The 12921-nt window shown below is 68.7% G+C and carries 8 protein-coding genes; all 8 read right to left on the bottom strand.

Features of this window, described 5'->3' with window-relative positions:
* Positions 1-24 precede the first annotated feature (24 nt).
* Complete coding sequence (locus tag OO68_RS20785) at positions 25-831, bottom strand: DUF3566 domain-containing protein (protein WP_033309910.1); 807 nt, start codon at positions 829-831, stop codon at positions 25-27.
* A gap of 19 nt (positions 832-850) precedes the next feature.
* Complete coding sequence (gene gyrA, locus OO68_RS20780; protein ID WP_033309909.1) at positions 851-3442, bottom strand: DNA gyrase subunit A; 2592 nt, start codon at positions 3440-3442, stop codon at positions 851-853.
* A 42-nt stretch (positions 3443-3484) separates the two neighbouring features.
* Positions 3485-5545, bottom strand: a complete 2061-nt coding sequence (gyrB, locus tag OO68_RS20775; RefSeq protein WP_209442602.1) for a DNA topoisomerase (ATP-hydrolyzing) subunit B — start codon at positions 5543-5545, stop codon at positions 3485-3487.
* 432 nt (positions 5546-5977) lie between these two features.
* Positions 5978-6523 carry a DciA family protein gene (locus OO68_RS20770; RefSeq protein ID WP_033309907.1) on the bottom strand — a complete coding sequence of 182 codons (546 nt, stop codon included), beginning with the start codon at positions 6521-6523 and terminating at the stop codon, positions 5978-5980.
* Positions 6520-7641, bottom strand: a complete 1122-nt coding sequence (recF, locus tag OO68_RS20765) for a DNA replication/repair protein RecF (protein WP_033309906.1) — start codon at positions 7639-7641, stop codon at positions 6520-6522. Before recF ends, OO68_RS20770 begins: the two co-directional genes overlap by 4 nt.
* A 31-nt stretch (positions 7642-7672) precedes the next feature.
* On the bottom strand, positions 7673-8548 hold the full coding sequence (gnd, locus tag OO68_RS20760) for a phosphogluconate dehydrogenase (NAD(+)-dependent, decarboxylating) (RefSeq protein WP_033309905.1): 876 nt from the start codon (positions 8546-8548) through the stop codon (positions 7673-7675).
* 196 nt (positions 8549-8744) lie between these two features.
* Positions 8745-9875 (bottom strand): DNA polymerase III subunit beta, encoded by a 1131-nt coding sequence (gene dnaN, locus OO68_RS20755; protein WP_033309904.1) that lies wholly within the window; start codon positions 9873-9875, stop codon positions 8745-8747.
* A gap of 904 nt (positions 9876-10779) precedes the next feature.
* Complete coding sequence (gene dnaA / locus OO68_RS20750; RefSeq protein ID WP_043458398.1) at positions 10780-12849, bottom strand: chromosomal replication initiator protein DnaA; 2070 nt, start codon at positions 12847-12849, stop codon at positions 10780-10782.
* Between the last annotated feature and the right edge of the window lie 72 nt (positions 12850-12921).

Raw genomic sequence — 12921 nt, 5'->3', positions numbered from 1 at the left:
GTCAGGACAGCGGCGAAGGTGACGTCACTCGTCCTCGGCGAGGGTCAGCTCGACACCGCCCACGAAGCCCGCGGACAGGTTGTAGATGAACGCGCCGAGGGTCGCGAGGGCCGTCGCCAGGACGACGTCGATGACCGCGATGACCGACGTGAACATCAGAACGTTGGGCAGCGACAGGAAGGCCTGCAGGTCGAAGCCGTTGGACTCGTTCGAACCCGTGGCCTCGGAGATCGTGCCGCCGACCGTCGAGAAGACACCCATCGCGTCCATGACCATCCACAGCACGGCCGACGCGACGATCGTGCAGATGCCCAGGGCGATGGAAAGCAGGAAACTGACCTTCATCACCGACCACGGGTCGGCCTTCGCCACCCGAAGCCGCGCCTTGCGGACCCGCGGCGTGGTGCTCGCCCCCGTGCGGGGACGTCGTACGGCTCCCGTGGCGGCGCCCGCTCCCGCTCCGGCCGCCGCCTGCTGCGCCGGATAGGCCTGCGGAGGGTGGTACGGCCCGGCCTGCTGCTGCCCCTGCCGTTCCCCGGGCAGGGGCGAGGCCGCGCCCGGCTCCTGCGCGGCCGGCTGCGGCTGCGCGCCGGAGGCGGACGGGCCCGTGCCGGCCTTGGGCTGCTTGGTCTTCGGACCTCGGGTGTCCGTCACAGTTCCCCCCTGTGATTCATGCGAGTCAGGCGCGGGCGCGTCCTTGGTCGGGGACTTGATCGCCTTCAGGTTGGTCGTGTGCGGGTCCGCCGCACGCGCGGCGGAGCCACGGCCGCCGTCGTCCGCTTCCGTACCCCTTGAGGTTCCGGCCGGTCCGGCGCCCGTGGCTCCGCTCACGCTGACTCACTCCTCGTGCCTACTCGGCCGAGGGCGCCTCACCCTCGTCCGTGCCGCTCGCGGCGCCCTCGGCGGTCTCGTCGACGACCACGTCGCCGTCGACCTCCTCCGCCTCGCGTCCCGCCTCGGCGTTGCGAGCGATGCCCACGACGGCATCGCGCTTGCCCAGATTGATCAGTTGGACGCCCATGGTGTCACGGCCGGTTTCCCTGATCTCGTTGACTCGCGTACGAATCACACCGCCCGACAGCGTGATGGCGAGGATCTCGTCGGTTTCCTCGACCACCAGCGCGCCGACGAGGGATCCACGGTCCTCGACGATCTTGGCAGCCTTGATGCCGAGACCGCCGCGACCCTGGACGCGGTACTCGTCGACGTTGGTCCGCTTCGCGTACCCGCCGTCTGTGGCAGTGAACACGAACGTACCGGGTCGAACAACATTCATCGAGAGCAGCTCGTCGCCCTCGCGGAAGCTCATGCCCTTGACACCCGAGGTGGCACGGCCCATGGGCCGCAGGGTGTCGTCCGAGGCGGTGAACCTGATCGACTGGGCCTTCTTGCTGATCAGGAGCAGATCGTCGTCCGCCGAGACCAGTTCGGCTCCGATCAGTTCGTCGTCCGAACCGTCCTCCATCGACCGGAGGTTGATCGCGATCACACCGCCCGAACGGGGCGAATCGTAATCCTTCAGAGGCGTCTTCTTCACCAGTCCGGCCTTGGTGGCAAGCACGAGGTAGGGAACCGCCTCGTAGTCGCGGATCGCCAGGATCTCGGCGATCGCCTCGTCCGGCTGAAAGGCGAGCAGGTTCGCGACGTGCTGACCGCGCGCGTCCCGGCCGGCGTCCGGCAGCTCGTAGCCCTTGACGCGGTAGACACGGCCCTTGTTGGTGAAGAACAGCAGCCAGTGGTGCGTGGTGGACACGAAGAAGTGGTCGACGATGTCGTCTTCCTTGAGCTTCGTGCCGCGCACGCCCTTGCCGCCGCGCTTCTGGGCGCGGTAGTCGTCGGTCTTGGTGCGCTTGATGTAGCCGCCCCGGGTGACCGTGACGACGATGTCCTCCTCGGCGATCAGGTCCTCGATGGACATGTCGCCCTCGTAGGGAACCAGCGTCGTCTTGCGGTCGTCGCCGAACTTCTCGACGATCGCGGCCAGTTCGGCGCTGACGATGCCGCGCTGGCGGACCGGGGAGGCGAGGATCTCGTTGTACTCGTTGATCTTCGCCTGGAGTTCGTCGTGCTCCTGGACGATCTTCTGGCGCTCCAGGGCGGCCAGTCGGCGCAGCTGCATCTCGAGGATGGCGTTGGCCTGGATCTCGTCGATCTCCAGCAGGCTCATCAGGCCGCCGCGGGCGATCTCCACGGTGTCACTGCGCCGGATCAGCGCGATGACCTCGTCGATGGCGTCCAGGGCCTTCAGCAGGCCGCGCAGGATGTGCGCCCGCTCCTCGGCCTTGCGCAGCCGGAAGCGCGTACGGCGGACGATGACCTCGATCTGGTGCGTCACCCAGTGCCGGATGAACGCGTCGAGCGAGAGCGTGCGCGGCACGCCGTCCACCAGCGCCAGCATGTTGGCGCCGAAGTTGGTCTGCAGGTCGGTGTGCTTGTACAGGTTGTTCAGCACGACCTTGGCGACCGCGTCCCGCTTCAGCACGATGACCAGGCGCTGACCGGTGCGCGAGGAGGTCTCGTCGCGGACGTCCGCGATGCCGCCGATCTTGCCGTCCTTGACCAGGTCGGCGATCTTCTGGGCGAGGTTGTCCGGGTTGACCTGGTACGGCAGCTCCGTGACCACCAGGCACTGGCGGTTCTGGATCTCCTCGACCTCGACGACCGCGCGCATGGTGATGGAGCCGCGGCCGGTGCGGTACGCCTCCTCGATGCCCCGGCGGCCGACGACGAGCGCGCCGGTCGGGAAGTCCGGGCCCTTGATGCGCTCGATGAGCGCGTCCAGCAGCTCCTCGTGCGAGGCCTCGGGGTTCTCCAGGTACCACTGGGCGCCGGCGGCGACCTCGCGCAGGTTGTGCGGCGGGATGTTGGTCGCCATGCCGACCGCGATACCGGCCGAGCCGTTGATCAGCAGGTTCGGGAAGCGGGCCGGCAGGACGGTCGGCTCCTGGGAGCGGCCGTCGTAGTTGTCCGTGAAGTCGACGGTCTCCTCGTCGATGTCCCGGACCATCTCCATCGACAGCGGCGCCATCTTGCACTCGGTGTACCGCATGGCCGCGGCCGGGTCGTTGCCCGGGGAACCGAAGTTGCCGTTGGAGTCGACGAGCGGCATGCGCATCGACCACGACTGCGCGAGACGGACCAGCGCGTCGTAGATGGAGGAGTCGCCGTGCGGGTGGTAGTTGCCCATGACGTCGCCGACGACACGGGCGCACTTGTAGAAGCCGCGCTCGGGGCGGTAGCCGCCGTCGTACATGGCGTACAGCACACGGCGGTGGACGGGCTTGAGGCCGTCGCGGACGTCCGGCAGCGCACGCGAGACGATGACGGACATCGCGTAGTCGAGATACGAGCGCTGCATCTCCGTCTCGAGCCCGACAGGCTCGACGCGCATGGCCAGGGCGTCACCCTCGGGCGTCGTCACGGGAGTGTTCTCGTCGGTCATTGCTGGTGAAGATCCTTCCCTGTGCGGTCAGCTGAGACCGACTCAGATGTCGAGGAAGCGGACGTCCTTGGCGTTGCGCTGGATGAACGCGCGGCGGGCCTCGACGTCCTCGCCCATGAGGACCGAGAACAGGTCGTCGGCCTGGGCGGCGTCGTCGAGGGTGACCTGGCCGAGGACGCGGTGCTCCTGGTCCATGGTCGTGATGCGCAGTTCCTCGGCGTTCATCTCACCGAGACCCTTGAAGCGCTGCACGGAGTCGTCCTTGATGCGCTTGCCCGCGTTGCGGCCCATCTCGATCAGGGCGTCGCGCTCGCGGTCGGAGTACGCGTACTCGAAGTCGTCCTTGCCCCACTTGATCTTGTAGAGCGGCGGGCGGGAGAGGTACACGTGACCGGCCTCGACCAGGGGCCGCATGAAGCGGAACAGGAAGGTCAGCAGCAGGGTGTTGATGTGCTGGCCGTCGACGTCGGCGTCCGCCATCAGGATGATCTTGTGATAGCGGAGCTTCTCGATGTCGAAGTCCTCGTGGACTCCGGTGCCGAAGGCCGAGATCAGCGCCTGGATCTCCTGGTTCTGCAGGATCTTGTCGATCCGCGCCTTCTCGACGTTCAGGATCTTGCCGCGGATCGGGAGGATCGCCTGGTACTGCGGGTTGCGGCCGGACTTGGCCGAGCCGCCGGCGGAGTCACCCTCGACGATGAAGATCTCGCACTTGGTGGGATCGTTCGACTGGCAGTCGGAGAGCTTGCCCGGCAGGGACGCGGTCTCCAGCAGGCCCTTGCGGCGGGTGAGGTCACGGGCCTTGCGGGCCGCCACGCGCGCGGTGGCCGCCTGGATGCCCTTGCGGATGATGTCCGCGGCCTCGTTCGGGTTGCGGTCCAGCCAGTCCGCGAGGTGCTCGTAGACGACCTTCTGGACGAACGTCTTGGCCTCGGTGTTGCCCAGCTTGGTCTTCGTCTGGCCCTCGAACTGCGGCTCGCTCAGCTTGACCGAGATGATCGCCGTCAGACCCTCGCGGATGTCGTCGCCCGTGAGGTTGTCGTCCTTCTCGCGCAGCAGCCTCTTGTCGCGCGCGTACTTGTTGATCAGCGAGGTCAGCGCGGCCCGGAAGCCCTCTTCGTGCGTACCGCCCTCGTGGGTGTGGATGATGTTCGCGAAGGAGTACACGCCCTCGGTGTAGCCGCCGTTCCACTGCATGGCGATCTCGAGGGACAGCTGCCTGTCCTTGTCCTCGGCCTCCAGGTCGATGACGGTCGGGTGGACCGCCTCGCCCTTGCGGGAGTTGAGGTACTTCACGAAGTCGACGATGCCGCCCTCGTAGTAGTACGAGACGGCCTTGACCTCGTCCTTCTCGTCCGCACCGGCCTCGTCGGCGCCGGCCGTGGCCTTCGCCGACTCGCGCTCGTCGGTGAGGTTGATGCGCAGGCCCTTGTTGAGGAACGCCATCTCCTGGAAGCGCCGCGAGAGCGTCTCGAAGGAGTAGTCGGTGGTCTCGAAGATGTCGCCGTCGGCCCAGAAGGTGACCGACGTGCCGGTCTCGTCCGTGGCCTCGTGCTGGGCGAGCGGGGCCGTCGGGACGCCCATCTTGTAGTCCTGCGTCCAGCGGTGGCCGTCGGTCTTCACCTCGACGGAGACCTTGCTGGACAGGGCGTTCACGACCGAGACACCGACGCCGTGCAGACCACCGGAGACCGCGTAGCCGCCGCCGCCGAACTTGCCGCCCGCGTGCAGCACGGTCAGCACGACCTCGACGGCCGGCTTGCCCTCGGACGGCACGATGCCCACCGGGATGCCACGGCCGTTGTCGACGACGCGGACGCCGCCGTCGGCCAGGATCGTCACCTGGATCGTGTCCGCGTGCCCCGCCAGCGCCTCGTCGACGGAGTTGTCGACGACCTCGTACACGAGGTGGTGCAGACCGCGCTCACCGGTCGAGCCGATGTACATGCCGGGTCGCTTGCGGACCGCGTCCAGACCCTCGAGGACGGTGATGGCACTGGCGTCGTACGAGGCGGTGACCTCGCTGTTGGAGGTGATCGCCTCGCTGCTCACGCCTTCGTCGGTGGACGGGATGTTCTCGTTGGGGTTGCCGGAATCGGCCACGAAGCGCCCTTTCTGGCACAGCACGAGCCAGGCTCGTCGGCGGGTTGCCGGAGCGGCTGCGGCATGTTGCGTTGGTAAGCCTTGATCAGCGTTGCTCAGCTTTTCCCGGACGGTCCCCAGCGAGTGGGGCGGGATTGCTTCCAGTCTACCGGTAGCACTGACACTGATGGGGGTTTGCCGGTACCTGAGTCCGCATGTGCCGCCCTCGACGGGTCTCGTCCTACTCCCGATATACGGATGGGGGCTCCAAGAGGCTCACGGAGGCACTCAGCGCTTCCGGCCGTCAACCCTTGGCTACTTAGGAGTCAGGTCGCGATCCGCAACCGTGTGCGGGCACACGACGGGAGCACCGCCGGCCCTCCGAAACGGCGGACGGAAGCCCTCGATGTGAAGTCGGTCACGTGCTGTCGACGGGTGGGAAACCGGTGCAGATCAGCCGTACGTATCGCCCGGACCGGTGCTGCCGGGAGCGCGCAGCGGCCCGTAGCGGCGAGCGGGGCCACCGGGGCCCTGCACCTTGATCAACTGCACCGTGCCGTGGCCCAGGTCCTCGTTGAGGCGCGCGACCAGCGTGGGCGCGAGCAGCCGGAGGTTCGTCGCCCAGGCCGTCGAGTCACAGCGCACGATCAGGACCCGCTCGTCCTCGTCGTACCTCTCCGGCACACAGTGCTTGGCCACGTCCTCGCCGACGATCTGCGGCCAGCGGCCCATCACACCGCCCACCGCGGCCGGCGCCTCCCAGCCGCGTTCGGTGATCAGCCGGTTGATCGCGGAGCCGAGCGCCATCGGATCGCGGCCGTCGGCGCGCGCGCCGGAGCGCAGCCCCCCGCGGCGCGCCTGCTTCTTCTGCTGCGCCGCCTCCCCACGCGCGCGTGCGGCGTCCTTCGCGGCGCGCAACGCCACGCGCGCGAGGTCGACACCGGAGGGCTCGGGGCTCTTGGGGGTCTTGGGGGCGTCGCCGGATGTGTTCTCCGTCATACGCGCTCCACCGTCCCCTCGGACACCGCGAACCGCGTCCCGGACAGCACATGCGGTACGTCGTCGTCGACCGCCGCCGTCACCAGGACCTGCTCACCGGGGGCCACCAGTTCGGCGAGGCGCTCACGGCGGCGGGTGTCCAACTCGGCGAAGACGTCGTCGAGCACCAGCACCGGCTCGTTGCCCTCCGCCCGGAGCAGGTCGTACGAGGCCAGCCGCAACGCCAGCGCGTAGGACCAGGACTCGCCGTGGGAGGCGTAGCCCTTGGCCGGGAGCTGGCCGAGCTTGAGCACCAGCTCGTCCCGGTGCGGGCCGATCAGGGTCACCCCGCGCTCGATCTCCTGCTTGCGGGCCTCCGCGAGCGCGCCCATCAGCTGTTCGAAGAGGTCCTCGCGGGTGTGCGCCTCGCCCGGCGCGGACGGCTTGTACTCCAGCGCGACCGGGCCGCCGCCGGGCGCGAGTTGCTCATAAGCCTTGTCGGCCAGCGGCTGGATCGTGGCGATCAGGTCCAGCCGCTGGGCCAGCAACTCCGCGCCCGCGCGCGCGAGATGCTGGTCCCACACGTCCAGGGTGGACATGTCCATGGTGCGACCACCGTGCCGGCGGGCCAGCGCGGCCGACTTCAGCAGGGTGTTGCGCTGCTTGAGGACCCGGTCGTAGTCGGAACGGACCCCGGCCATACGCGGGGAACGCGCGGTGATCAGCTCGTCGAGGAAGCGACGCCGCTCCCCGGGGTCGCCCTTGACCAGCGCGAGATCCTCGGGCGCGAACAGCACGGTCCGTACGATCCCCAGCACGTCACGCGGCCTGACCTGCGACGACCTGTTGATGCGGGCCCGGTTGGCACGCCCCGGGTTCAGCTCCAGCTCGACCAGCTGCTGACGCTCGCCCTGCCGGACCTGCGCCCGGATGATGGCGCGCTCGGCGCCCATGCGGACCAGAGGGGCGTCGGAGGAGACCCGGTGACTGCCGAGGGTGGCGAGATAGCCGACGGCCTCGACGAGGTTGGTCTTGCCCTGCCCGTTCGGCCCGACGAAGGCCGTCACCCCGGGGTCGAGCGGGACCTCGACCCGGGGGTACGAGCGGAAGTCGGCCAGCGACAGATGCGTGACGTGCATGGTCGTTTCGCCGACCTCCCTCGGTGCTCGGTTACTTCTTCTCGACCGCGTGGCCGCCGAACTGGTTCCGCAGCGCCGCGATCATCTTCATCTGGGGCGAGTCCTCCTGGCGGGAGGCGAACCGCGCGAACAGCGACGCCGTGATCGCCGGCAGCGGCACCGCGTTGTCGATCGCCGCCTCCACCGTCCAGCGTCCCTCGCCGGAGTCCTGTGCATAACCCCGGAGCTCGTCCAGGTGCTCGTCCTCGTCGAGCGCGTTGACCGCGAGGTCGAGCAGCCAGGAGCGGATGACCGTGCCCTCCTGCCAGGAGCGGAAGACCTCCCGGACGTCGGTCACGGAGTCGACCTTCTCCAGGAGCTCCCAGCCCTCGGCGTAGGCCTGCATCATCGCGTACTCGATGCCGTTGTGGACCATCTTCGCGAAGTGGCCCGCTCCGACCTTGCCGGCGTGCACCGAACCGGAGTCACCCTCCGGCTTGAGCGCGTCGAAGACCGGCTGCACCTTCGCGACGTGCTCCTTGTCGCCGCCGTACATCAGCGCGTAGCCGTTCTCCAGGCCCCAGACACCGCCGGAGACACCGCAGTCGACGAAGCCGATGCCCTTGGCCGCCAGCTCCTCGGAGTGCTTCACGTCGTCGGTCCAGCGGGAGTTGCCACCGTCCACGACGACATCGCCGGGCTCCAGGAGTTCGGCGAGCTGGTCGATCGTGGTCTGCGTGGCCTCACCGGCCGGGACCATCACCCAGATCACGCGAGGCCCGCTGAGCTTGCCCACCAGCTCTTCCAGGCTGTGGACATCGGCGAGGTCCGGGTTGCGGTCGAATCCGAGGACGGTGTGACCTGCGCGGCGGATCCGCTCGCGCATGTTGCCGCCCATCTTGCCGAGGCCGACGAGACCGAGCTCCATCAGTTGTTTTCCTTAGGTTCTGCGACGTGGCGTGGCGGCACGTGCGTACCGCGCGGCACTTTCGTACCCGCTCCGAGCCTAAACCCGGACGCTCGCGCACATCTGTGGGCATACGCGCTCAGTCGTAGGCCCTCACCTGCGGCTTTGTCCTCAGCCTGTGGACAGCCGCCGACGATCTCCGGCGTCGCGGACGGGCTCAGCCGCTGAGGCGCACCGGCATGATCAGGTACTTGTAGGCGTCGTCCGCCTCGGCGTCCAGCGCGGGCTTGCCGCTGAGCAGCGCGGGCTTGGTGGACGTCGTGAACGACAGCTGGGCCACCGGGGAGTCGATGGCGCTCAGGCCGTCCAGCAGGAACGTGGGGTTGAAGGCGATCGAGATGTCGTCGCCCTCCAGCTGGGCGTCCACCCTTTCCACAGCCTGTGCGTCGTCGCTGGAGCCCGCCTCCAGGATGAGCACGCCCTGCTCGAAGCTCAGCCGCACCGGGGTGTTGCGCTCGGCGACCAGGGCCACACGCTTGACGGCCTCCACGAAGGGGGCGGTCTCGATGACGGCGACGCTGTTGAACTCCGTCGGGAACAACGTGCGGTACTTCGGGAGGTCGCCCTCCAGCAGGCGGGTCGTCGTACGGCGCCCGGCGCCCTCGAAGCCGATCAGGCCCTCGCCGGAGCCCGAGCCGGACAGTGCCAGGATCACCTGGTCGCCGCTGGTCAGGGCCTTGGCGGTGTCCAGGAGCGTCTTGGCGGGCACCAGGGCGACCGCGGACGCCTCCGGGTTCTCCGGCTTCCACAGGAACTCGCGGACCGCGAAGCGGTAGCGGTCGGTGGACGCCAGCGTGACGGTGTCGCCCTCGATCTCGATGCGGACACCCGTGAGCACCGGCAGCGTGTCGTCACGGCCGGCCGCGATGGCGACCTGGGAGGCGGCGGAGGCGAAGACCTCGCCGGGGACCGTGCCCGTCGCGTTCGGCATCTGCGGCAGGGCCGGGTACTCCTCCACAGGCAGGGTGTGGAGTGTGAACCGGGACGAGCCGCAGACCACGGTCGCCCGTACACCGTCTGTGGAAATCTCCACCGGCCGGTTGGGGAGCGCACGGCAGATGTCCGCGAGCAGGCGGCCCGAGACCAGGACCGTGCCCTCCTCGTCGACCTCGGCCTCCACCGACACCCGCGCCGAGACCTCGTAGTCGAAGCTCGACAGGCTCAGCTGGCCTTCCTCGGCCTTCAGCAGCAGGCCGGCGAGGACAGGCGCCGGCGGACGGGCCGGGAGGCTGCGTGCCGCCCAGGCCACTGCCTCCGCGAGTACGTCGCGTTCCACCCGGATCTTCACTGTTGCCGCCTCCTGCTGTTGCCGGCGCTTCTCGCTCTGCCTGGCCCTCGTCGTCTGTCTCGGTGTCGACGGTCCCTGTGAGGGGGAGGACACCGGGGACCAGTCTGACGCACCGCACTGACAGTAGGTGCCTCTCGGGGTCAAGTCGTGACGAGGGGCAGCCGGGCACCGAAGAGCGAGTTGTGCACAGGGCCCCCTTCGAAACGGATTCCCAGCTCTCTCTAGTCGGGAGTAGTAGTAGGGGCTGTGGATACCGTGGATAACCTCGTTTGCCCAGCTCAGGGCAGGAATTTTGTCCACGGGCCCTGTGGGTGGAGGCGGTGGACAACCGGGCGTATCTGTGGAGAACAGAAAGTTCTGCACACGCCGTGCACAGGCGGAGGCGAGTTCTCCCCAGCGTCGTCCCCAGCTTTACCCACCTTTCCCACAGCCCAACCCGGCACCTTTGTGTGACGCCTTTCACTCGACCCGGTGAGGAGGCGCGTCGCGTTGCCGAACAGTGGACAGGCATGTGGAGAAGCGACGGTTTGCTGGGGACAACTCTCCTCAGCCTGTGGGCGGCCGGTGGACAACTCGGTGCACAGCCTGTGGATCATCTCGTCGTCCACAGTCTGTGGAGATCCTTCGTCCACGAATCCACAAGCACCTGAGCTGGCCTGATGGTCTATCAACAGTGGTTGCTGTGGACGCGATCTGGACAACTTCCCGGTCCCCAGGATGTGGACGGCAGAAAGTCCACGAATCTGTGGAGGGAGGCCGTAACCCGGCAGCTATTCGAACAGCGGGTTGCGATCAGGTGCCGGGGGGTGGGGTGCCGTCGCGCCGGCCCAGGGGCTGCTGTGCATGAGAAAGGGCGCCCCCGAAGCCTCAGGGGGCGCCCTCAGTGGTGGTACGGCCGTCGCCGTCAGCCGTTCTTGATGCGGTTGGTCAGCTCGGTGACCTGGTTGTAGATGGAGCGGCGCTCGGCCATCAGATTGCGGATCTTGCGGTCCGCGTGCATCACCGTGGTGTGGTCGCGGCCGCCGAACAGCGCCCCGATCTTCGGCAGCGACAGGTCCGTCAGCTCACGGCACAGGTACATGGCGATCTGCCGGGCGGTGACGAGGGCGCGGCCGCGCGAGGTGCCGCACAGGTCCTCGACGGTCAGCCCGAAGTAGTCCGCCGTCGCGCCCATGATGGCCGTCGAGGTGATCTCGGGCGCGGAATCGTCGCCGCCGGGGATGAGGTCCTTGAGGACGATCTCCGTCAGGCCCAGGTCCACCGGCTGCCGGTTGAGCGACGCGAACGCCGTGACCCGGATCAGGGCGCCTTCCAGCTCGCGGATGTTGCGCGAGATCCGGGAGGCGATGAACTCCAGCACCTCCGGCGGCGCGTTCAGCTGCTCCTGCACCGCCTTCTTGCGCAGGATCGCGATCCGGGTCTCCAGCTCGGGTGGCTGGACGTCCGTGATCAGTCCCCACTCGAAACGGTTCCGCAGCCGGTCCTCCAGCGTCACCAGCTGCTTCGGCGGCCGGTCGGAGGACAGCACGATCTGCTTGTTGGCGTTGTGGAGCGTGTTGAAGGTGTGGAAGAACTCCTCCTGCGTCGACTCCTTGTCCGCCAGGAACTGGATGTCGTCGACGAGCAGGATGTCCATCTCGCGGTACCGCTTGCGGAAGCTGTCGCCCTTGCCGTCGCGGATGGAGTTGATGAACTCGTTGGTGAACTCCTCCGAGCTCACGTACCGCACCCGCGTGCCCGGGTAGAGGCTGCGCGCGTAGTGCCCGATCGCGTGCAGCAGGTGCGTCTTGCCGAGCCCGGACTCCCCGTAGATGAACAAGGGGTTGTACGCCTTCGCCGGTGCCTCGGCCACAGCGACCGCGGCCGCGTGGGCGAAGCGGTTGGAGGCGCCGATCACGAACGTGTCGAAGAGGTACTTCGGGTTCAGACGGGCGGTGGGCTCGCCGGGGCCGGTCGCCGGCGCGGGCTGTGCGGCCAGTGGGCCGGGCGCGCCTGTCGTCGGCAGGTTCGGGCCGACCGGGCCGCCCCGGTGCACGTGCCCGGAGCCGGCCGGCGGCTCGGGCAGTTCCCGGCGCACCGGGTCGCGCTGGTCGTAGTCGGGGCGTGGCGCCTCGTAGTCGGAGCGCGGCTGCTCGTAGGAGGGGCGCTCCATGGGTTGCGGACGGTAGTCCTGCGGGGAGGCGCCGTAGGAGTCCTGCGGGGAGTACGAGTCCTGGGAGCCGTACGCGTCCTGTCCGGGTGACGCGTACGGGTCACGCTCGGGGAAGCCGAGGCGCTGCTGCTGCCAGCCGTACTCGTCCTGCTGCGGCGGGCGGGGCCAGGCGCCCGGCTCGGGGCGCTGGTACTCGGACGGGTACGCGGGACGGGCCGTGGGAAGTTGATCTGCGCGCGTAGGCGGAAGCTGGTCACCGGCCGGTCCGGGCAGCTGGTCGGCGCGGTGGCGGCCGTACCCCTCGTACCCGTCGCGGTCCTGGCGGTCGTAGGTGTCACGGTCGGGGCGGTCGTACCCGTCGCGGTCGGGCCGGTCGTATCCGTCACCACGGTCCGGCCGGTCGTACCCGTCGCGGTCCTGGCGGTCATAGGCGTCGCGCTCGGGCCGGTCGTATCCGTCGCGGTCCTGGCGTGCGGCCGGGAGCTCGGGCTCCTCGTAGCGCGGCTGGGAGCGGGCCGGGGGTGCCGGCGTGGCGGGGGGCTCGCCCGCGGAGTCGTCGACGGTGATCGCGATCCGGATCGGGCGGCCGCACTCGCGGCTCAGCGTCTCGCTGACGACCGGCGCCAGCCGGCCCTCCAGTACGCCCTTGGCGAATTCGTTCGGCACGGCGAGCAGGGCAGTGTCCGCGACCAGCGCGAGGGGCTGGCAGCGCCGGATCCAGTGCTCGTCCTTCCCTTCGACCCCCTGGCCGCGGCCCTCCCCGAGGAGCTGCTCCAATACGCGTGGCCACACTGCGGCAAGATCGGCAGGTACGTCAGCCACAGGGCACGCTCTCTCACAGGTCCCACGAACGTGTGGTTCTGGGACGGCTCGGGATGTAAATCGGGTGGGGCA

It is taken from the genome of Streptomyces iakyrus (assembly GCF_000717055.1).
Classification (GTDB): Bacteria; Actinomycetota; Actinomycetes; order Streptomycetales; family Streptomycetaceae; genus Streptomyces; species Streptomyces iakyrus.
This window is presented reverse-complemented; position numbering and strand designations above follow the sequence as displayed.